We start from the raw sequence: 21886 nt of genomic DNA, 5'->3' as shown, positions 1-21886 counted from the left end.
TTATTAAATTTTATGCATTTTCATCTAACAATAATAGCACAATAAAAATATAATACGCTACTTAAAACCGTAATATGAGACCAAAGAATGAGATAATATAAAATATATATATTTTAGTAGCTTTGTCAGAGTAATAAAAAATCAATTTTAAATTTATGTCAGAAATATGAAATTAACATAAAAAATGTTACTTGATAATGAGCGAAATCATTTAAATTTCATATAATGTGTTTATAATATGTGGCAGGTGATATTTTGTGAAAAGATTAACAAATTTAGCTTTAAAATTTAAAGTATATCCTATATGGATGTTTATTATTAGTACATTATTAGCAATAACCGTAGTAGTTCAAAATATTTCTATTGCTGAAATTTTAAATATCATGTTATTAAAAACCAATCAAGATGTATTGGCTTTATTATTTATAACATTGGTGATTTTAATTGCACGTGCGACACTTAATACAGTGAACCAAATGATAGGTAATCGTATGGCTTCAAAAGTCAAACGAGATTTGCGACGTCAGCTCATATTACAACGCTCAAAAGAACCAATTGGTGCGCAAATAAACACATTGACAGAAAGTATAGATGGCATTGTTCCTTTCTTTAACAGTTATTTTCCACAGGTATTTAAATCGATGATGATTCCACTGATGATCATTGTGGCAATGTGTTTTATACATTTAAATACTGCATTAATTATGATTGTTACAGCACCATTTATTCCTATTTTCTATATTATATTTGGCTTGAAAACACGTGATGAATCTAAAGATAAAATGACATATTTAAATCAATTTAGTCAGCAATTTCTAAATAAAATTAAAGGTCTTATTACATTAAAGCTTTTTAATAGAACAGATAAGACTGAAGCGGCATTATATGAAGAAAGTACAACATTTAGAGATTTGACAATGCGCATCTTAAAGAGTGCATTTTTATCAGGCCTCATGCTTGAATTTATTAGTATGTTAGGTATTGGCTTGGTTGCATTAGAAGCAGGTTTAGGATTGATTTTATTTCATAACATTGATTTTAAAACAGCAGCAATTGCAATTATCTTAGCGCCAGAATTTTATAATTCAATTAAAGATCTTGGACAATCGTTTCATACCGGTAAACAAAGTGAAGGTTCAAGTGATGTCGTATTTGATGTCTTAGATAAAGGAACCGCAGAACATAAGATTCAAAAACAGATTGATACGTATCAAACACCCATTGTTCAATTATCGCAGGTTGATTTCAAATATGATGCAGCTGACACCTATGCTTTGAAAAATATTAATCTAAGTATTTATCAAGGCGAGAAAATTGCACTAGTTGGTAAAAGTGGTGCGGGTAAATCAACGTTAGCACAATTGATAACACAAAATTACAAACCCCAATCCGGTTCAGTAACGTTTAAGGATCCATCTTTAAGTATTGGCTTTTTGAGCCAATCACCTTATATTTTTAATGCTTCTATACGTGATAACATTACGATGTTCCAAGACGTTGATGATGCTAGAATATTAAAGGTATTAGATGATGTAGGACTGAAAGAAAAAGTACTGAGCTTAGCGGATGGTTTAGATACATGGATAGGTGAAGGTGGAGAAATGCTCTCAGGAGGGCAAATGAGACGTATAGAACTCTCAAGAGTATTAATGACACAACCAGAGCTCATCATCTTTGATGAGCCCGCTACCGGCTTAGATGTGAAAACAGAACAAACCATTCAAGATGTGATTGCACATGAATTTGAAAGTGCGACCATTATTACGATTGCCCATAGATCACATACGATTAACAAAGCAGATAAACGCATATTAATAGAAAATGGTTATGCAACATCTGTTGAGCAAACGACAATGAAAAATTCATCTCAAGGTGGTGATGCAACATGAAACCACATATTCAATTTAAAATAGACAAAGATTTGATTTTATCAATACTAGTTGGTGTCGTTGGTAGTTTGGTAGCGTTGGGTATGTTCTTCTTAAGCGGGTACATGATTACACAAAGTGCATTAGGTGCGCCTTTATTCGCTTTAATGATCCTGATTGTATCTGTTAAAATGTTTGGATTTCTAAGAGCGATTGCACGTTATATCGAAAGACTTTTATCTCACAGAGCGACATTTACGATGTTGAGAAATGTGAGAGTTCAGTTTTTCAAGAAATTATTACCCGTCATACCCGATGTATATCGTAAATTTAATTCTAGCGATTTGATTGCGCGTATGATTGGTAGGGTGGAAGCACTACAAAATATTTATCTGAGAGTGTATTATCCTCCAGTAGTTATTGGCATTACAGCAACGATAACTGTTTTAACAATGATTTATTTTTCATATGTACATGCAATTATTATCTGTGTGAGTATGATTGCAACTTTATTAGTTATACCTTGGTTGAGTGCTAAAAAAGCGCGACAACTAAAAAAACAAGTCAATCAAGTACAAAGTGGCTTTTTAAATCACTTTTACGATTATAAAGAAGGTTACGAAGAACTCGTTCGTTTTGATAGAACAACATATTATAAAACAGCATTGTTAGATCAATTAGATCAATATGAAGACGCACAAGCGAAAGAGCAACGATTTTTATCGCTGTATGAGTATAGTTTAAATATTGTCTCAATGGTTGCACTGTTTTTTACCTTATATTTGGGTGTTGTCCAAGTGCAAAATCACCAATTAGACGTCGTTTATTTAACGAGTATCGTGCTCATGATGTTAACGTTGTTTGAACAAGCCATTCCGATGAGTAATGTGGCTTACTATAAAGGTGATACAGATGAAGCAATTGAAAATATAAATGAAGTGATTGCGCATCCGATGATACAAGGTACTGAACAAATGCAAAGAGATTTGAATGAAGCTAATTTGTTATTCGATATTCAAGCAGTAGATTTTAAATATTGGAATCAATCAAGTAATGTGTTATCCAATATTCAATGTACTATTAACAAAGGTGAACATGTTGCAATCGTTGGTCCTTCTGGTTCAGGGAAAAGCTCATTACTTCAACTCATGCTAGGTTTGTATCAAAGTGAAAAAGGGAGCATATTATTTAACCAACAAGATATAGTGAAAATTAAGGATAAGGAAAAATATGGTCATATAAATGCCTTATTACAATCACAACAACTTTTTGATGGAACAGTTCGTGAGAATTTATTTGCTGAAAAGCGTGATAATGAAATGAGAGAAGTACTTGATGACTTGGGATTAGCGCATATTGATTTGGATAGAATGATTACACTTTCAGGTCAAACATTATCTGGTGGAGAGGTTCAAAGATTGGCAATAGCAAGGTTGTTTTTAAAACATGCGCCTATTTGGATATTAGATGAGCCGACAACGGCATTGGATATATATCATACCGATAAAGTGATGGAAGCAATTCATCAAACTGTGCAAACCTTGATAGTGGCAACACATGATTTAAGACTATTGCCACATTTTGATAGAATTATAGTTATGCAAGATGGCGTTATTTTAGAAGATGGCAGTTATCAGGCGCTATTGAATAAAACGAATGGTTATTTACACCAAATGGTAGCCATTAATGCTGATTAAAATAAACGTGGAAACCAAGACATCTAAAATAAATAATAAATCTTTAGTTATTCATTTAAACCGCGGTAGATAGAGCTGTTGAATATGAGTTATGATTTATTATGAAAAAACGAGCTCAAACACATAAGTGTTTGAGCTCGCTTTATAAATCAAGTATATTAAAGGAATAATTTTTAATAGCTAGTACCTAAACTTTTGTTGTGAAAAATTATTTGGATTTTTCTTCAGTGAAGGCATTGATTACTTTTGAAAGTAATCGATTTAACTCTTGAGATTCATCTGGGCTTAATGATGATGCAACAGCAACATCTTGACAAGCCGTGTCTAATTCTGGACGAATTGCTTCACTCTTGTCAGTTAAATGAATAAACACTTCACGTTGATCTACTTCAGAACGTTCACGTTTGATTAAATCAACTTGTTCCATTCTCTTGAGTAATGGAGATACAGTACCTGTATCTAATGCTAATTCTGTTACGACTTTCTTTACATTGACAGGTGAATCAGCCCATAAAATTGTTAATACTAAAAATTGTGGGTAAGTCAGTTTGTATTTCTTAAAGACATTATTTGAGTAGTAGCGATTTACTTGTCTTTGAGCATTATACAAACTAAAGCAAAGTTGTTCCTTTAAATTAAGTGGTTCAGACATAAGTTCTCCTCCAGACATTCTATCCGTTTTGTTCTCTCTGTATCGGACCTGAATCCGTCTTGCGTTGTGTTTGACACTTCTTCCATCATACTTTTGCACTGTGCCATGCTAAAATAAAGTGTGTATAAAGTTTAGAAGATATCTAATATTTTACACAAACATTTGTGTTTAAGAAATGAGTGATTTTATGAAAAATATTAAACAACCTAACACGCCTATTACAATTGTAACAGGTTTTTTAGGTAGTGGGAAAACAACTTTCCTTAGCAATTATGTGAAATATTTATTAAGAAAAAATGAAAACCCAAGTATCATCGTAAATGAATACGGCAATTTAGATGTAGATAGCGCTGCATTAAGCGACGATGTTGAAGTCGCATCGGTATTAAATGGTTGCGTCTGTTGTGACTTGCAACAAGATTTAATAAAACAATTAAAACATTTTCTTAACAAAAGTGCAATGCACCATATTATAATTGAGGCGACGGGTATTGCACATCCGATAGAAATTATTGCGGCATGCCAAGATCCTGAAATTGTCGCTAATGTCCAAACACCTATGGTAATAGGATTATTAGACGCACCAAGATTTTTGACCAGAACCCAATATACCCATAGTACAACACAATTGATGGAAGAACAATTAGAAGTAAGTCATGCAATTGTAGTCAATAAAATGGATTTATTAAAAAGTGATGCGTATGATGATCTTAAAGCTATTGATAAAATTAATTCAGAAGCGCCCAAATTTTATACAACTTATGCAGATATGCACATGGATGCTTTTGATACGATTACAAATACATCATTGCCAACTAAAGAAAGCCATATGCATCATCATGGTATAAATAGTGTACAATACCATTTTTCTGGGCCGATTGATCGTCAATTATTTTATCAATTTATTTTACGGCTCCCAGATAATGTTCTAAGATTAAAGGGATATGTTAAATTTCGTGATATGCCTCATGAAACTTATGAATTTCAATATGCATTTGGTCTCCCAGATTATCAAATTATTGATGATGAAATGCCATTAACGATTGTGATGATTGGTGAACAGATTGATGAAAATCAAATACACAACAAATTAGACATGTTACAGTTCACTTAATTATCTAATAAAATAAAAGGTGTTGGTTTTTAAATGGATAAAGTAAAAATAAATCAGTATGTCTCGTTTTCAAAAGTGATACAAGGGTTTTGGAGAGCACAAGATTGGCAGTGGACACCACAACAATTGAATCGTTATTTAAATGAGTTAGTAGAGCGCGGGGTCACAACGATGGACCATGCCGATATTTACGGTAATTATACATGCGAAGGTATTTTTGGTGAGGCTTTAAAATTATCACCTCAATTACGAGATGAAATTGAGATTGTGACGAAATGTGGTATCGTACTACCATCAAGCCCTGAACAAGACATTCAGGGACACAGATATGATCATAGTAAAACACATATTCAAAAAGCGGTAGACCGTTCATTACAACAATTAAATGTTGATTATTTAGATAGTTTGCTTATCCATCGACCATCACCGTTGATGGATCCCCATGAAGTAACAGAAGCTTTAAAGGCTTTAGTAAGCGAGGGGAAAGTGAGATCGTTTGGTGTCTCGAATTTTAATAAATCGCAATATGATTTGTTAAGTAAATGCCTTGTGTGTGACAAATTACACATTACAATAAATCAATTAGAAGTGTCACCGTACACATTAGATGCAATTGACAATGGTGTCATTAATCATATGTATAAAGATGATGTTAAAATTATGTCATGGAGCCCTATGGCTGGTGGCAAGCTCTTTGATCTAGCTGATGAAAAGGCTGCAAGAATTATGGCAATTGTTTCACCATTAGCACAGAAATATAATGTGACAACGAATGGCATCATCATGGCTTGGTTAGATAAACATCCTGCCGCAATCATGCCAGTGTTGGGTACGCATAAGATAGAACGGATTGATGACGCAATCGCTGGACTTGAGGTAACATTAACAGACCAAGAATGGTTTGATATTTATACGGCTTCATTAGGCCACGATATCCCTTAATTTAATTTTAAAAGGAGTGTAAATAATGAATACTCAGAACGAACAACACCATAGAAAAGAACTCAAGTTTCAAAAACGCTTTATTACTTTTCCATTTTTAGGATTTGCTTTGATTATTGCTATATTGAACATCGTTTTTCCTGACATTACTGTGATGGCAACTTTATTTGGTTTGTTTTTCCTTTATAATGCTGCGATTTTATTCGTTGTTTTTATTCATCATTTTAAACGGATAATGATTTTATCATTAATATTAACTATACTTTCCTTAGTATTATTTGGACTTACATTTTATTTATATGGTTTGACTAACCATTTTTTTAACTAGTCACGAGTAAATGACTTATAGAGCAAGCGTGATTATAACGAGGAGGTAATGCATGGAACAGTGGATTACACACTTTATGGAACAATATGGTTATTGGGGTATTGCTTTTTTAATTTTTCTAGAAAATGTCTTTCCGCCTATACCGTCTGAAATTATTTTAACTTTTGGTGGTTTTATGACTACTAAATCTGATTTAAGTTTTATTGGTGTGACCATTACGTCTACAATTGGTTCAGTTGTCGGTGCAATCGTCTTATACGGAATAGGAGCTTGGATTGGTGAACGTAATTTATATCGTTTTGTTAATCGATATGGAAAGTTTCTTCGTGTAAAAACGAAGGATATTGATAGAACAATACAGTGGTTTGATAAATATGGTTATTGGACTATTTTCTTCTGTCGTTTCGTGCCTTTGTTGAGAAGTTTAATCTCTATACCTGCTGGTTTAACAAGAATGAATCTACCATTATTTATGCTATTTACAACGATAGGAACATTAATATGGAATATTGTTTTAATTTATTTAGGTCAAGCAGTCGGCGGTAATTGGCATGCAATTGTGTACTATATGGATATTTATTCTCGCATTATATATATTGTACTGATTATCCTCGCCATTTTCATTATATGGAAATGGTTTAAGCGCCAACGCAAACATAAGTAAAGATGATAACTTAAGTTTATGAATTGCAATCATTGTTTAAAATGAATGCGTGTTATAATTTAATTGAGATATAAATTGCTTGATTAAGGGGATGTTTTTATGACCAAAAAGAAAATTTCCATAATAGGTGCTGGTAACACAGGCGCTACATTAGCATTTATTGTTGCGCAGCATGAGTTAGCTGATGTAGTGCTCATTGATCGACCAGATAACGAAGGACAAGTGAAGGGTAAGGCGCTAGATATATTCGAAAGCAGTCCGGTATATGGTTTTGATGCGAAAGTGACGGGTTCCGTGAATTACGCTGATACAGCCGATTCAGATATTGTTGTGATAACTGCAGGAAGTCCTCGTAAACCAGGTATGAGTAGAGATGACTTAGTACAAATTAATGAAAAAGTGATGTTCGATGTTACGAAGGAAATTGTAAAGTATTCACCGGATTGCAAAATTATCGTACTTACTAATCCAGTAGATGCGATGACCTATTCTGTGTTAAAAGCGTCAGGTTTTCCGAAAGAACGCGTGATTGGACAGTCTGGTGTATTAGATACTGCACGATATCAATCCTTTATTGCAGAAGCTTTAAATGTGTCAATAAAAGATATTAGAGGGCTTGTATTAGGCGGCCACGGTGATACAATGGTACCTTTAGTAAATTCAACCAATGTCAATGGTGTCCCTTTACATCAATTGTTGAATCAAACGCAAATAGAGCAAATTGTAGAACGTACAAGAAAAGGTGGCGCTGAAATTGTTGCTTTGCTTGGCAATGGTTCTGCATATTATGCCCCTGCGTCTGCAGTTTTTGAAATGATTGAAGCAATTCTAAAGGATCAACATCGTTTATTACCAAGTATCGCATTGTTAGAAGGAGAATATGGATTCTCTGATATCTGTTTAGGTGTACCAACTGTTTTAAGTGAAAAAGGTATCGAAAATATTGTTGAATTAGCACTTTCAGACAATGAACAGGCACAATTGCGCATCTCTGCAGACTCTGTAGAAGAAGTGAAACAAGCTTTGAAAAATCAATGATAAATAGATGAGATACTTTAAAATAGAAGTATTTAGACAGCAGTTAAGTAGTAGTAAATGTAGTATTTTACAGCATCAATTGAGTCTTTTATTGAGAATAAGATTTATTATCTAAGTCATATAAATAACTCCCGTTAAAGTTGACATTGAAAAATGAAAACTTAGACGGGAGCTTTTTTATATCAGTATTTTTAACTAGCACCTAAAAGTAGGCGAAATATCTATTTATATCTCAGACACGTATACTTAATCCTTAGCACATGTAATATTAGAACTGATGATACAATTCATTAACTGTTTACTATGTAAACGATAAATGATTACATTCTAAAGATACAAATGTATAGCGCAACATATTCGAAGAAAGTGAGTATATACATGTATTTTAGTCTGATCTTAACATGGATGGGTATATTCCACTTAGGGAAGCGACGCTCGTAATAAAATAATTGTAGGTAAAACAAACCGATTCCTAAGGGAAGGCACATCAAGATAATGCTGTGCGTATATGAGAATCCTACATCATGTAATAGATGACCAATGATTAGCTGCAATAAAATGAGTATAATAATTAAAATAATAATATTGAAAGTCATTTTGCACTACGCACTCCTTTCGCAAATGCATATATGATAATTTGCAATGCTACAAGTAATAAAATGAAGCACAAAGTATCAAATTTCAGGCTTGCCGCAACTTCATTAAAAATACGGAGTGGTTCATTAATAAGATAAACGGAATGTAAACGCAAGAAGCGACCGATGTAAATACCGAGTCCATTAAGGAACATCATTGCTACGATGATGAGTCGATTTAACCACATACGGTGTGTAAATTGCTCAATTTCTAAAAACATTAAAATTAATAGATACAGTGCGAGTAATACGGCTGCAACTAAAAATGCGAAATAGGCCCATTCAGTGATTAATAAACCCTGATAAAAATTAAATCTAAATTGATTTAAATGGATTAAGTCTGTAACCATATATAATGTATTAGGAACCATAAATACAAAAATAAGTGCAAATATAATAAAGAGCGGCCATTCGTATTTATAAATAGGTTTAAATAAATTCAAGAGTAAGCATAGTTCAAATGGCACATATGCTAGAAATAAATTTAATGTCATAAACGGAAAATAATGATTAAAAAATATTGAAATAATGATTAGAATAAAGAACACAGTTCTAGCAATATATCGAGCCGACATCAATACACCTACTTTCTTTTTAGTATGTCGTTGCTGATGAATGTATTAGTTTAAATGCTTATTATATACAATAATAAATATATCTCTACCTTAAATCGCATAACTTAAGAGAGGTGTTAGTTCAATTTGTTGAAATACAAGACTACATGATACATTTTTTGAAAATAAAATTCAACGAAAAGTACAAGTTGGATTCATAAAGATAAAATGTATAATTAAATAGTTGGAGAATGAATTCATATAAATTAATTAAACACCATAACATAGCAACTTATGACACGGTTGGATTAAAGCAGTAACGGTTAAATGCTAAATCATGTTTAAATCATATCCCAAATCATCATATTATATATTATAAAAGTAAAGTAAATTTTAATATTAACAAGATCTAAGTCAATAGAGGAGCATATTGCGTATTTTCTGAATTTACACTTTTAAGTGAATTTATGTAAAATAAATGGAAATACAGTTTATAAAAATACGTGTAGTTCAGACAACTACTCCTTAATGGATAAAAGAGTCTGAGACAGCTATTTATGTCTCAGACTCAAATTAAGCATAATGAATAGTTGCGTATAGCACTTACATTCTTATTGGGTTGCATAGTTAGTGAATGATTTAAAAATAAAGGTAAACACATTTTATTTATAAATCTAACAGATTCAAACCAATGGTTTCATTGTGTTTACGATTGATGTCTAGGTTAGTCATTGTAATGATAATTTCAGCAGTTGCAGATACAACGGCTTTTGTTAAATGACCACTAAGTGTTTCATATTGATTGGTTCCAAATGTTGCGTGTAAATGTGCAAAGGGCTGTTCATCAATATGAGAAATGTTGCCCATTAAACCGATTAATTCTAATGGTTCATCAATTAATTTCTTCTCATATGTTTGTGTTTCTAGATTATAAAAGTTGAGCTCTGCGCTTGAACAAGCGCCAATACCACTGACTGTGCCAAACTTACCATTTTGTTCTCTAGCAATATCTGTTACAGCTTCTACAATATCTTCACCCTGTTCCAATACTAAAACAATCGTTTTGCCGTCTACTTGATAAATCATAAGAAACCTCCGTTCTGAAAATGGATTACAACACTATTATACAAGTTCTTATTAAGAGTTTGTATAATAGTGTTTATAGTAAATATTTTTTATTGTCATTTGCTATAGAACTGTTATAGAATGTTGTAATATTAAGGTTTTATCAATGTTATAAATAGCCAGCAATTTATATATTAAAAAAGAATGGAGTGAGAAACGTGAATAAGCAATTTATTATATTATATTTTAATATTTTTCTTGTCTTTTTAGGTATTGGTTTAGTTGTTCCGGTATTACCGGTTTATTTGAAAGACTTAGGCTTAAAAGGTAGTGACTTAGGTATACTCGTTGCTGTCTTTGCTTTAGCACAAATGATCATTTCACCATTTGGTGGTACGCTGGCAGATAAATTAGGTAAAAAACTGATTATTTGTATAGGTTTGGGTCTTTTTGCTATTTCAGAATTCTTATTCGCTGCAAGTCATACGTTCTCACTTTTAATCGTTTCTAGAATACTAGGTGGATTTAGTGCTGGTATGGTTATGCCGGGGGTAACAGGAATGATTGCTGATATTTCTGTAGGTAGAGATAAAGCGAAAAATTTCGGCTATATGTCAGCAATTATTAATTCGGGATTCATTTTAGGACCAGGGATGGGTGGATTTCTAGCAGAATTTTCACATAGATTACCGTTTTATGTGGCTGGTTTTAGTGGATGTGTGGCATTAATCTTATCGATTGCATTAATCAAAAATCCAAAGAACAGTACGCAAGATGGTTTCACTCAATATCAACCAGAATTGCTATCAAAAATTAATTGGAAAGTATTTCTGACACCGATTATCTTGACGCTTGTACTCGCGTTTGGCCTATCTGCTTTTGAAACGCTATTCCCATTATACACAGCAGATAAAGCACACTATTCACCATTAGATATTTCATTCGCGATTACTGGTGGTGGGATAGCCGGCGCAATATTCCAAGTGTTTTTCTTTGATAAATTCATGAAACATTTCAAAGAGTTAACATTTATCACTTATGCATTACTTTATTCTGCTATCATTTTATTGGCACTGACATTTGTTCATAGCTATTGGTCAATTATGATTATTAGTTTCATCGTGTTTATCGGATTCGATATGATCCGACCAGCGATTACAAACTATTTTTCTAATATTGCTGGAAATCGACAAGGTTTCGCAGGTGGGCTGAATTCTACATTTACCAGTATGGGCAACTTTATCGGGCCTCTTGTAGCAGGCACATTATATGATATCAATTTCGAATTTCCCTTATATATGTCAGTATTAGTAATGGTATTAGGTATGTTCGTTATATTTATAGAAAAAATGATTAGATCACGCTTCAGTAATATTTAAATTTTAAACAAGAACAAGTTGAATATGCAGATGTACCCTTCAGAGTTGACGTTAAAAAGTGGAAACTGTGAAGGGTTTATTTATGTAAAAAGGGGATAGTGAATGACTGTTTTCAGAAATAAATCATTTAAGTGTTTATGTCATAAGGCTAATACTAAAAACTGAAAACGAATATGACACTTGTATTAAATAAGCTAGACTTACGTAATATTCATGTAACAAAGATTACATTTTTTTTAAATTGTGTTCTATTTAAGTGTTTATAGAATAATCTGTGCTAACATGATAAGAAATGTAATAAATGTAAGTAAGGGGATGAACTTGAAAAATTTAATGTTAACGATTATGGCGTTCCTTCTTGCTTGCTGTTTAGGTTTTCTTCTTTTTATAGCTACAAACCAACAAGCGCTTGCAAAAGTACATGAAACGATTTCTAGTATTTCAGTTGGAGAACAAAATGCTGTAGCTAAGGACAAAGCAAAACAAAAAGATAAGAATTCAATTAAGGCAGCGATGAAAGAAGAAAAAAATGAAGCGCCATATAATGCAACAAACTACCAACCTATTGCCAAATTAACGACGCACGATTTAAAAGAGAACGAAACGGGACAAGCGAACTTACCGCAATTTTCTAAAGCACTAAATAAAGCACAGACGCTTGTGAATCATGACAATCATAAATCTAATCCATATAACGATTATGGTATCGATAGCACTTGCCAAGGTGTATATTATTATATTTTTACATTTAAAAATGAAGCAAAACCAAATACGTATTACAGAGTAACTGTAAGTGAAGACAATCAAGCGAGTATATTTGATAAATCGTATGTAGTGAATGACAATCAATCACCGTTACATTCGAGTATCTCTCCTCAAGAATCTGAAGTGATTGCACAAAAGCATGCTGTAGATAAGCTAGGAGAAAATGTCGTTTTGAAAAAGGTTAAAGAATCTAAGGACGGCATGTACTATACTTTTCATGAATATAAAACACAAAGAGATTATAAAGTTGTTGTTAGTAAATCCGGGGATGTTATACAGCAACCTTCATTAAATTAGATATAGAAGTCTGGGACAAATATAGATGTCTCAGGCTTTTTTCATTTAGGCAGTAGATGACTGAATTGAAAATGTAAAGTCCTACTTCTTTAAAGAACTACTTATTTAATTTATGAAAATTAGTAGTTCTTATGCATGTGCTTTAGCTCAAGTAAACCATTACCCTAGTCACCCTTGTCTTGTTTACATAAGTAGGACTACGAATTCTCAATTAAAAAATTTGTTTTCTGTCTCACTTCCTTCTATATTAGGGAAATCAGTATAAAGACACTCATATCAATGTTATGATGATAGTAATGAATAAAAAATAAATTGAATAGTTTATTTTCTGTAGTAGTCATAAATATTAATAGGAAAAGGATGAGCGTTTTGAGAAAAATAAAGAAAGCAATCATACCAGCTGCTGGATTGGGTACACGTTTTTTACCAGCTACGAAAGCGATGCCCAAAGAGATGTTGCCTATTTTAGATAAACCTACGATTCAATACATAGTAGAAGAAGCGGCACGAGCAGGCATCGAAGATATTATTATAGTGACAGGTAAACACAAACGTGCTATTGAAGATCATTTTGATAATCAAAAGGAATTAGAAATGATTCTTCAGGAAAAAGGTAAAACAGATTTATTAGAAAAAGTTAAATATTCTACAGAACTTGCAAACATTTTTTATGTTCGACAAAAAGAACAAAAAGGACTAGGTCATGCAATATATTCGGCAAGACAATTTATTGGTGATGAACCATTTGCTGTCTTATTAGGTGATGACATCGTTGAATCAGATAATCCAGCTATTAAGCAACTGATTGAAGCTTATGAAGAAACGGGGAAATCTGTCATCGGTGTTCAAGAGGTGGATGAAGCACAAACACATCGTTATGGTATTATTGATCCACTACAAAAGTTTGGTAGAAAATATGAAGTGAATGAATTTGTAGAAAAACCAAAACAAGGCACTGCGCCTTCTAATTTAGCTATTATGGGGCGTTATGTTCTAACGCCTGATATTTTTGATTACTTAGCTACGCAAGGCGAGGGTGCAGGCGGAGAAATTCAACTCACTGATGCCATAGAACGCTTGAACAGAGCAGATCAAGTCTATGCATATGATTTTGAGGGTGACCGTTATGATGTTGGTGAAAAATTAGGTTTTGTAAAAACGACGATAGAGTACGCTTTAAAAGATGAATCAATGCATGATGAGTTAGTTGAGTTTATAAAAAAACTGAAGCTAAATTAAATGACGATGAATTTAAAAAAGTATTAGCTAAAAAGTTTAATGTAATGACGTCTTTTTAAAAGTCATATGGAGTGATTGATAATGAAGCAAAAGAAAACCAATGCAATGAGAATGCTTGACCGAAGTAAAATACCGTATGAAGTTAATACTTATGAAGTTTCAGAAATACATATGGATGGTGAAAGTGTAGCTGAAAAGGTAGGCGTGGATCCCGGTCTTGTATATAAAACTCTTGTACTTGAGAATACAAATCACGCTCATTTTGTGTTTGTTATTCCAGTTCGCGAATCTTTAGATATGAAAGCGGCAGCGCACGCGGTGGGAGAGAAGAAACTGCATTTAATGCCACTTGATGATTTGAAAAAAATTACTGGATATATCAGGGGTGGTTGCTCACCTATTGGTATGAAACGCGCATTTCCAACGATAATAGATCAACAAGCAATGGACATCGATACCCTTTATGTAAGTGGTGGTGAACGGGGCACACAGATTAAAATAGATGTTAGAGACTTAATTAATGTGACGAAGGCAAAGATTGTCGAAGTCATACATAAATAAAAGCATGTAATAACAAAGCGGCAGACAGGAATCTGATTATATAGATTGCTGTCTGTCATTTTTTTGTATATAAGTATTTAAGATAACTCAATTTGCAACCACATGATGAACTACAAACGAGTATTAGATTTTAGATGAATAAATAACGTGTTTGTTCATATTATACAAACGATAAAAGATTAAGTTTGTGATGATAAAATTTAACGTAGCGCTTTATTTACAAATAACTAAAAATGACAATTAATAGAACTTTTAAGGTTGTATATGACTGTTTTTGATTGTTTTTGACGAAAAATGATTGAAAAAAGAAAGCGTAAACATTATAATGACATTGAGATGAGGTGAAGCGATGATAACGGAAAAACGCCATGAACTAATTTTGACTGAATTGTCAAAACAAGATTTTTTAACGTTACAAGAATTAATTGAACGCACAGGTTATAGTGCTTCAACAATTCGGCGTGATTTATCAAAATTGCAGAAATTCGGGAAACTCAAAAGAGTACATGGAGGTGCAACGCTAAATCAATCATCTGCATTAGAACCTAACTTGGCGGATAAAAGAAGTACCAATTTAAGGGAGAAACAAGAAATTGGTAGGCTGGCAGCAAGTCAAATTGAAAATCGAGATTGTGTGTTTTTAGATGCCGGTTCAACAACATTGGAAATGATTCCTTATATCAAAGCGAGTGACATTATTGTTGTTACAAACGGCCTAACACATGTTGAAGAACTATTAAAACATGGCATCAGAACACTGATTATAGGTGGGGAAGTCAAATCTACCACATTTGCAACCGTTGGTGCGAGCGCTTTAGAAACATTGCGTCGTTATCGATTTGATAAAGTGTTTTTAGGAATGAATGGTATTGATTTGAAATATGGTTTGACGACACCAGATGAACAAGAAGCAATTATAAAGCATCATGCCATGCAATTAGGCACACAAGTTTATGTATTGATAGACCACGATAAATACGAAAAAGTTTATTTTGCACATGTACCTTTAGAAGAAGGGATTTCAATCATTACTTCCAAAAAGGCACAATCACTTAAACAATTTCATCTGTTTGCTGGTCAATATAATTTTATTGGAGGCACATTATGATTTATACGGTAACTTTTAATCCTTCTATTGACTACATTATGTTCGCAAATGATTTTGAACTTAATGGATTAAATCGCGCCACGGAAACATATAAATTTGCAGGCGGTAAAGGCATTAATGTATCAAGAGTGCTTAAAACACTTGATGTATCATCAACGGCACTTGGATTTGCGGGTGGTTTTCCTGGTCAATTTATCGCAGAAACATTAGCTAAATCAGATATAGTTACGAACTTTGTACAAGTTAATGAAGATACAAGAATTAATGTTAAATTAAAAACTGGGAAAGAAACAGAAATTAATGCACCTGGACCGCAAATAACAGATGAACAGTTCGAAACATTGTTAACACAAATTAAAAAAACCACAAAAGAGGATACGGTTATAGTTGCTGGGAGCATTCCGAAAAGTGTACCGAATGATGCATATGAACAAATTGCTCAAATCACTAATGCAACGGGAGCCAAACTAGTGGTTGATGCAGAAAAAGATTTAGTTGAATCGGTATTGGGGTATCATCCTTTATTTATTAAACCGAATAAAGACGAGTTAGAAGTGATGTTTAATACTACGATTGAGACTGATCAAGATGTAATCAAGTATGCGACTGAAATATTAACAAGGGGTGCGCAATCGGTCATTATCTCGTTAGGCGGTGAAGGCGCAGTTTATGTCGATGCACAACAGAGCTTTAAAGCCATTGTGCCTAACGGTCACGTAGTTAATACAGTAGGATCAGGAGATAGTACGGTTGCTGGTATGGTTGCCGGTCTTGAGGCTGGATTGCCAATTAAAGAAGCATTTAAACAAGCAGTGTCTGCTGGAACCGCTACAGCATTTAACGAGGATTTGGCTACAGCAACTGCGATTGAAGATATTAAAAAGCAAGTCGTTATTACGACATTAGGTGGGAGGGAGTAATATGAGAATTACTGAGTTATTAACAAAAGATACAATTGCTATGGATTTATCAGCTTCAGACAAAAATGGTGTTATCGATGAATTAGTCAATCAGCTGAATCAGGCAGGTAAATTGAATGATTTAACAAGTTTTAAAGAAGCGATTCATAATCGTGAATCCCAAAGTACAACAGGTATTGGTGAAGGTATAGCGATTCCACATGCTAAAGTAGCTGCAGTTAATACACCTGCAATCGCATTTGGTAAGTCTAAAACAGGTGTGGATTATCAAAGTTTAGATATGCAACCAGCACATTTATTCTTTATGATTGCAGCACCTGAAGGCGGTGCTCAAACACATTTAGATGCTTTAGCTAAATTATCTGGAATTCTGATGGATGAAAATGTCAGAGCATCATTATTACATGCGGAGTCACCAGAAGAAGTCCTTAACATTATCGATAAAGCTGATGATGAAGCAACGGAAGAAGAAGCCGCAGAAGCACAAGGCACGCCTGCTTCAACTACGGATTCAAACGAGCCATACATTTTAGCTGTAACAGCGTGTCCAACCGGTATCGCACATACGTATATGGCACGTGATGCTTTGAAAAAACAAGCTGAAAAAATGAACGTTAAAATAAAAGTAGAAACAAATGGCTCAGGTGGTATTAAGAATCACCTGACTGACGAGGATATCCAAAACGCAACAGGTGTCATCGTAGCAGCGGATGTACATGTAGAAACAGATCGTTTTGATGGTAAAAATGTCGTGGAAGTACCTGTAGCAGATGGGATTAAACGTCCAGAAGAATTAATTCATTTAGCGCAAGATACTTCGCGTAAACCATTTGTAGCTAAAGGTGGTAATACGGTAAATAAAGGCGCTGCAAGTAATGAAAAACAAGGTGTAGGTAAGACAATATATAAACACTTGATGAATGGTGTTTCTAATATGTTACCACTTGTTATTGCTGGTGGTATCTTAATGGCGATTGCTTTCTTATTTGGCGCAAATTCATTTGATCCAAAGAGTTCTGAATACAATGCCTTTGCTGAGCAATTGTGGAATATAGGTAACAAGAGCGCATTCATGTTTATTATTCCTATTCTTGCTGGTTACATTGCACGTAGTATTGCGGATAAACCAGGTTTTGCAGCAGGACTTGTAGGTGGTTTGCTTGCTAGTACAGGAGATTCTGGATTTATCGGTGGTATCATTGCAGGTTTCTTAGCAGGTTACTTAACATTAGGTATTAAGAAATTAACAAGTGGTATGCCACAATCATTAGAAGGATTGAAGCCAACGTTAATATTCCCAGTATTGTCTGTGTCTATTACTGGTTTGCTTATGATTTATGTGATTAATCCGCCTGCTTCTTGGTTGAATAATACATTATTGAATGGTTTACAAAGTTTATCTGGCACGAATATTATGTTACTCGGATTAGTCGTCGGTGCAATGATGGCAATTGATATGGGAGGACCGTTTAATAAAGCGGCCTATGTGTTCTCAGTAGCTGCATTAACAGAAGGAAATGCAGCACCTATCACGGCAGCAATGATTGGTGGTATGGTGCCACCACTTGCTATTGCAACAGCGATGTTAATCTTCCGTAAAAAATTCACCAAAGAACAAAAAGGTTCTATTGTACCAAACTATGTTATGGGCTTGTCCTTTATTACAGAGGGTGCCATTCCGTTTGCAGCCGCTGACCCACTTAGAGTTATCCCATCAATGATGGTTGGCTCAGGTGTAGCCGGTGCCATTGCATTAGGACTAGGCTCTTCAATTCAAGCACCACATGGTGGGATTATCGTCATCTTAGGTACGGACTTTAGTCATGTGTTGCAATCACTTATCGCAATAATTGTTGGCGCTATCGTGGCAGCAATCATTTATGGTTTATTAAAACCAAAATTAACGCAAGATGAAATACAATCTTCAGAAGCTATGAATGAGTAAAGTAGATTTATCGTAATAGCTTAGATTAAAAAAGTCAGAAACGTCTCATGTCATGAGTGCGATTTCTGGCTTTTTTTGTTTTATGAATTTTAGGATTAAAAACTTTTGAATATAATATTGACACTTGATTTGGTAAAATGTGAATAAAGACTGCAATAAAGATGCATAGAGTAAATAAACTTAAAGAAGGTTGAAAAAATGAGCGAATATGTTATTGAAAATGGACGGATTTATACTGAGACAGAGACAATAGAGCGAGGCTACCTCGTTATTAACAATGAGAAAATAACTGAAATTAAATCGGGAGACTATCACGGAGATTTAACAACAATTGATGCGCAAGGACAACATATTATACCTGGATTTATAGATATTCATATGCATGGTGGATATGGGGAAGATGCTATGGATGCTTCTTATGATGGGTTGAAACATTTATCTGAATCACTATTGTCAGAAGGAACTACGAGTTATCTAGCGACGACAATGACGCAATCTGATGAAAACATCACGAAAGCATTAGAAAATATAGTGAATTACCAAAAAGCGCAAGATCAATACAATGCAGCAACTATTGTCGGTGTACATTTAGAAGGACCGTTTATATCTGAACATAAAGTAGGCGCACAAAATCCAGCTTATGTTCAAAGACCTACTGTCGCAAAAGTTGAACAATTTCAAACCACAGCTAATAATCAAATAAAAGTAATTACCTTTGCACCAGAAGTTGAAGGTGCGCATGAAACACTAGAGGCATTACATAAAGAGATTCAATTTTCAATTGGACATACAGTCGCTACTTTTGATGAGGTAAATGATGCTGTTGCACATGGTGCCAAACATGTTACACATCTTTATAATGCTGGAACATCATTTGAACACCGAGAGCCAGGGGTCTTTGGTGCTGCTTGGTTGAATAATCAATTAAGTACGGAATTGATTGTTGATGGTATTCACTCACATCCTGCAGCCGTTAAAATTGCCTATAAACAAAAAGGGAATGCGCGCTTCTTTTTAATCACAGATGCTATGAGAGCTAAAGGCATGCTTGATGGAGAATATGATTTAGGTGGGCAAAATGTAATTGTTAAAGGGTCCGAGGCGCGTTTAGCTTCTGGCGCATTAGCGGGAAGTATATTGAAAATGAATACCGGCTTGAAAAACTTAATCAACTTTACAGGTGATACATTAGATCATTTATGGCGTGTAACGAGTCTAAACCAAGCGATAGCTTTAAATATTGATACACAAACAGGCAGTTTGGAAGTTGGGAAAGATGCAGATATTGTCATAGTCAATGACGATATCGACGTGCTAGCAACGATTAAATCTGGTAAGATTCACAAGTTTAAATCAGTACTTTAATGTAATAATAAATCTTTTTGAAAATTGATTTTAAGAATGGATTAATTACAAAAGTTGACTTAAGTTGTCATTTAGGTTTAAATGTTATGTTAGAATATTGATTTTTAAGCATGTAAATAACAAGAACTGTATCCATTATGATAAAATAAAAGAAATGCGTATTTTTAGGGAGGTGTCGCAATGGGGAGGATTTAGTATTCAACATAGTCATGCATAATAAAAAAAATACTTATGTTCGGTCACCTTTTGTGACACGAAATATGGAGGTGAATCCCTAGAAATAGGGAACTAATTGGAAACAGTGACCATAATGAATTTAGTAATATTTTTTCTTTTAATAGCATTAACAACGGTATTCGTAGGATCGGAATTTGCTTTAGTAAAAGTGCGTAGTACAAGAATCGATCAACTTGCTGCGGAAGGTAATGGTAGCGCACGCGTAGTTAAAAAAATGATAAAAAATCTAGACTATTACTTATCGGCATGTCAACTCGGTATAACAGTAACGTCATTAGGTTTAGGTTGGTTAGGTGAACCAACTTTCGACAAATTATTGCATCCATTATTTGAACTGATTCATTTACCAGATGCTTTAACTACTACAATTTCATTTATCGTATCCTTTATTATCGTGACATACTTGCACGTAGTATTGGGTGAGTTGGCACCGAAGACATTAGCGATTCAACATACTGAAAAATTAGCATTGTTATATTCAAGACCACTTTATTATTTTGGTGTCGTTATGAAACCATTAATTTGGTTAATGAATGGTTCAGCAAGGATGATTATTCGTATGTTCGGCGTTGACCCAGATGCGAATAACGATGCAATGTCAGAAGAAGAAATAAAAATCATAATTAATAATAGCTATAACGGTGGAGAAATCAATCAAACAGAATTAGCTTATATGCAAAATATCTTTTCATTCGATGAAAGACAGTCTAAAGATATCATGGTTCCCCGTACACAAATGATTACAATGAATGAGCCATTTAATGTAGACGAATTGTTAGAAACGATTAAAGAACATCAATTCACACGTTATCCAATCACAGCAGATGGAGATAAAGACCATGTGAAAGGCTTTATTAATGTTAAAGAATTTTTAACAGAATATGCTTCTGGTAAACAAATTAAAGTAAGTAACTACATTCATGATTTACCTATGATTTCAGAAACAACACGTATTAGTGATGCACTGGTACGTATGCAGCGTGAACATGTTCATATTAGTTTGATAATTGATGAATATGGCGGTACTGCTGGTATCTTGACAATGGAAGATATATTAGAAGAAATTGTTGGTGAAATCCGTGATGAGTTTGACGATGATGAAGTCAATGATATTGTTAAAGTAACGGAAAATAGATACCAAATTAATGGTCGTGTGTTATTAGATGATTTAAACGATCAACTTGGCATTGAATTTGAGGATTCAGAAGATATAGATACCATTGGCGGTTGGTTACAAGCACATAATACCAATTTACAGCAAAATGATTATGTGGATACTGAATACGATAGATGGGTTATTTCAGAAATTGATAATCATCAAATTATCACAGTTATTTTAGAATTAGAACATAATAAAACAAGACCAACTTTAGAAGAACTTGAAGAAGAAGAAGAAAACGATTAATCTAATTCCAGTTTCAGATGGAATAGTTATACGAAATCCTGACAAAGCATCAATGCTTTGTTGGGGTTTTTTGATTTTTACATATATGAAAAGATGATATAGTGTATT

General features: G+C 33.7%; 20 protein-coding genes. 16 read left to right on the top strand and 4 right to left on the bottom strand.

Annotated features, from left to right (window positions below; genetic code table 11):
• The first annotated feature begins 257 nt into the window (after positions 1 to 257).
• Positions 258 to 1889: an ABC transporter ATP-binding protein/permease gene (locus M1D64_RS10705; RefSeq protein ID WP_069821742.1), complete on the top strand. Its 1632-nt coding sequence runs from the start codon at positions 258 to 260 to the stop codon at positions 1887 to 1889.
• Positions 1886 to 3565: a thiol reductant ABC exporter subunit CydC gene (gene cydC / locus M1D64_RS10700; protein ID WP_002483973.1), complete on the top strand. Its 1680-nt coding sequence runs from the start codon at positions 1886 to 1888 to the stop codon at positions 3563 to 3565. Before M1D64_RS10705 ends, cydC begins: the two co-directional genes overlap by 4 nt.
• Before the next feature lie 208 nt (positions 3566 to 3773).
• On the opposite strand, the gene mgrA is transcribed toward cydC, so the two are convergent.
• Positions 3774 to 4217 carry a global transcriptional regulator MgrA gene (mgrA, locus tag M1D64_RS10695; protein WP_011303683.1) on the bottom strand — a complete coding sequence of 148 codons (444 nt, stop codon included), beginning with the start codon at positions 4215 to 4217 and terminating at the stop codon, positions 3774 to 3776.
• 187 nt (positions 4218 to 4404) lie between these two features.
• Between mgrA and M1D64_RS10690 the strand changes: the two genes are divergently transcribed.
• The 5 genes from M1D64_RS10690 (at position 4405) to mdh (ending at position 8303) form a co-directional block, all read left to right on the top strand.
• The gene (locus tag M1D64_RS10690; RefSeq protein ID WP_037538987.1) at positions 4405 to 5331 is read left to right on the top strand and encodes a CobW family GTP-binding protein; all 927 of its coding nucleotides are present in this window, start codon (positions 4405 to 4407) and stop codon (positions 5329 to 5331) included.
• 33 nt (positions 5332 to 5364) lie between these two features.
• Positions 5365 to 6273, top strand: a complete 909-nt coding sequence (locus M1D64_RS10685) for an aldo/keto reductase (protein ID WP_037538985.1) — start codon at positions 5365 to 5367, stop codon at positions 6271 to 6273.
• Between the two features lie 25 nt (positions 6274 to 6298).
• Positions 6299 to 6601, top strand: a complete 303-nt coding sequence (locus M1D64_RS10680; RefSeq protein WP_075340012.1) for a hypothetical protein — start codon at positions 6299 to 6301, stop codon at positions 6599 to 6601.
• Between the two features lie 52 nt (positions 6602 to 6653).
• Positions 6654 to 7265: a DedA family protein gene (locus M1D64_RS10675; protein WP_002483969.1), complete on the top strand. Its 612-nt coding sequence runs from the start codon at positions 6654 to 6656 to the stop codon at positions 7263 to 7265.
• Positions 7266 to 7364: 99 nt separating this feature from the next.
• On the top strand, positions 7365 to 8303 hold the full coding sequence (gene mdh, locus M1D64_RS10670; RefSeq protein WP_002483968.1) for a malate dehydrogenase: 939 nt from the start codon (positions 7365 to 7367) through the stop codon (positions 8301 to 8303).
• 320 nt (positions 8304 to 8623) lie between these two features.
• On the opposite strand, the gene M1D64_RS10665 is transcribed toward mdh, so the two are convergent.
• The 3 genes from M1D64_RS10665 to M1D64_RS10655 all read right to left on the bottom strand — a co-directional run bounded on the left by M1D64_RS10665 (position 8624) and on the right by M1D64_RS10655 (position 10578).
• The gene (locus M1D64_RS10665; protein ID WP_011303679.1) at positions 8624 to 8899 is read right to left on the bottom strand and encodes a hypothetical protein; all 276 of its coding nucleotides are present in this window, start codon (positions 8897 to 8899) and stop codon (positions 8624 to 8626) included.
• Positions 8896 to 9513, bottom strand: a complete 618-nt coding sequence (locus M1D64_RS10660) for a DUF1361 domain-containing protein (protein WP_002483967.1) — start codon at positions 9511 to 9513, stop codon at positions 8896 to 8898. The genes M1D64_RS10665 and M1D64_RS10660 overlap by 4 nt, the downstream gene beginning before the upstream one ends.
• Positions 9514 to 10158: 645 nt before the next feature.
• The gene (locus M1D64_RS10655; RefSeq protein WP_011303677.1) at positions 10159 to 10578 is read right to left on the bottom strand and encodes a PPC domain-containing DNA-binding protein; all 420 of its coding nucleotides are present in this window, start codon (positions 10576 to 10578) and stop codon (positions 10159 to 10161) included.
• 197 nt (positions 10579 to 10775) lie between these two features.
• Here M1D64_RS10655 and norA point away from each other — a divergent pair, with 197 nt between their 5' ends.
• The 9 genes from norA (at position 10776) to M1D64_RS10610 (ending at position 21778) form a co-directional block, all read left to right on the top strand.
• Positions 10776 to 11936: a multidrug efflux MFS transporter NorA gene (gene norA, locus M1D64_RS10650; protein ID WP_011303676.1), complete on the top strand. Its 1161-nt coding sequence runs from the start codon at positions 10776 to 10778 to the stop codon at positions 11934 to 11936.
• Between the two features lie 333 nt (positions 11937 to 12269).
• Positions 12270 to 12998 carry a hypothetical protein gene (locus M1D64_RS10645; protein ID WP_369079901.1) on the top strand — a complete coding sequence of 243 codons (729 nt, stop codon included), beginning with the start codon at positions 12270 to 12272 and terminating at the stop codon, positions 12996 to 12998.
• A gap of 369 nt (positions 12999 to 13367) precedes the next feature.
• Positions 13368 to 14237 (top strand): UTP--glucose-1-phosphate uridylyltransferase GalU, encoded by an 870-nt coding sequence (gene galU, locus M1D64_RS10640; protein ID WP_011303674.1) that lies wholly within the window; start codon positions 13368 to 13370, stop codon positions 14235 to 14237.
• A gap of 81 nt (positions 14238 to 14318) precedes the next feature.
• A complete protein-coding gene (ybaK, locus tag M1D64_RS10635) occupies positions 14319 to 14798 on the top strand; it encodes a Cys-tRNA(Pro) deacylase (protein ID WP_002483962.1) in 480 nt (159 codons plus the stop codon).
• A gap of 349 nt (positions 14799 to 15147) precedes the next feature.
• On the top strand, positions 15148 to 15906 hold the full coding sequence (locus M1D64_RS10630) for a DeoR/GlpR family DNA-binding transcription regulator (protein ID WP_002483961.1): 759 nt from the start codon (positions 15148 to 15150) through the stop codon (positions 15904 to 15906).
• On the top strand, positions 15903 to 16826 hold the full coding sequence (pfkB, locus tag M1D64_RS10625) for a 1-phosphofructokinase (RefSeq protein ID WP_041079727.1): 924 nt from the start codon (positions 15903 to 15905) through the stop codon (positions 16824 to 16826). The genes M1D64_RS10630 and pfkB overlap by 4 nt, the downstream gene beginning before the upstream one ends.
• Position 16827: 1 nt before the next feature.
• Positions 16828 to 18771: a PTS fructose transporter subunit IIABC gene (locus tag M1D64_RS10620; RefSeq protein WP_041079726.1), complete on the top strand. Its 1944-nt coding sequence runs from the start codon at positions 16828 to 16830 to the stop codon at positions 18769 to 18771.
• Positions 18772 to 18969: 198 nt separating this feature from the next.
• A complete protein-coding gene (gene nagA, locus M1D64_RS10615) occupies positions 18970 to 20136 on the top strand; it encodes an N-acetylglucosamine-6-phosphate deacetylase (RefSeq protein WP_075340014.1) in 1167 nt (388 codons plus the stop codon).
• A 292-nt stretch (positions 20137 to 20428) separates the two neighbouring features.
• Positions 20429 to 21778: a hemolysin family protein gene (locus M1D64_RS10610; protein WP_011303668.1), complete on the top strand. Its 1350-nt coding sequence runs from the start codon at positions 20429 to 20431 to the stop codon at positions 21776 to 21778.
• The last annotated feature ends 108 nt before the right edge of the window (positions 21779 to 21886 follow it).

The sequence above is a fragment of the Staphylococcus sp. Z5-21 genome, from assembly GCF_056529615.1.
The sequence above is the reverse complement of the archived record's forward strand: the minus strand, read 5'-3'. Positions and strand labels throughout refer to the sequence as shown.

What these genes read in the sequence shown, in the direction of transcription:
- M1D64_RS10630 (WP_002483961.1), top strand. Translation starts at nt 15,148, where the DNA reads ATGATAACGGAAAAACGCCATGAACTAATTTTGACTGAATTGTCAAAA.
- M1D64_RS10645 (WP_369079901.1), top strand. Translation starts at nt 12,270, where the DNA reads ATGTTAACGATTATGGCGTTCCTTCTTGCTTGCTGTTTAGGTTTTCTT.
- M1D64_RS10660 (WP_002483967.1), bottom strand. Translation starts at nt 9,513, where the DNA reads ATGTCGGCTCGATATATTGCTAGAACTGTGTTCTTTATTCTAATCATT.
- M1D64_RS10685 (WP_037538985.1), top strand. Translation starts at nt 5,365, where the DNA reads ATGGATAAAGTAAAAATAAATCAGTATGTCTCGTTTTCAAAAGTGATA.
- M1D64_RS10680 (WP_075340012.1), top strand. Translation starts at nt 6,299, where the DNA reads ATGAATACTCAGAACGAACAACACCATAGAAAAGAACTCAAGTTTCAA.
- mdh (WP_002483968.1), top strand. Translation starts at nt 7,365, where the DNA reads ATGACCAAAAAGAAAATTTCCATAATAGGTGCTGGTAACACAGGCGCT.
- ybaK (WP_002483962.1), top strand. Translation starts at nt 14,319, where the DNA reads ATGAAGCAAAAGAAAACCAATGCAATGAGAATGCTTGACCGAAGTAAA.
- M1D64_RS10690 (WP_037538987.1), top strand. Translation starts at nt 4,405, where the DNA reads ATGAAAAATATTAAACAACCTAACACGCCTATTACAATTGTAACAGGT.
- cydC (WP_002483973.1), top strand. Translation starts at nt 1,886, where the DNA reads ATGAAACCACATATTCAATTTAAAATAGACAAAGATTTGATTTTATCA.
- pfkB (WP_041079727.1), top strand. Translation starts at nt 15,903, where the DNA reads ATGATTTATACGGTAACTTTTAATCCTTCTATTGACTACATTATGTTC.
- M1D64_RS10665 (WP_011303679.1), bottom strand. Translation starts at nt 8,899, where the DNA reads ATGACTTTCAATATTATTATTTTAATTATTATACTCATTTTATTGCAG.
- M1D64_RS10620 (WP_041079726.1), top strand. Translation starts at nt 16,828, where the DNA reads ATGAGAATTACTGAGTTATTAACAAAAGATACAATTGCTATGGATTTA.
- mgrA (WP_011303683.1), bottom strand. Translation starts at nt 4,217, where the DNA reads ATGTCTGAACCACTTAATTTAAAGGAACAACTTTGCTTTAGTTTGTAT.
- M1D64_RS10655 (WP_011303677.1), bottom strand. Translation starts at nt 10,578, where the DNA reads ATGATTTATCAAGTAGACGGCAAAACGATTGTTTTAGTATTGGAACAG.
- M1D64_RS10675 (WP_002483969.1), top strand. Translation starts at nt 6,654, where the DNA reads ATGGAACAGTGGATTACACACTTTATGGAACAATATGGTTATTGGGGT.
- nagA (WP_075340014.1), top strand. Translation starts at nt 18,970, where the DNA reads ATGAGCGAATATGTTATTGAAAATGGACGGATTTATACTGAGACAGAG.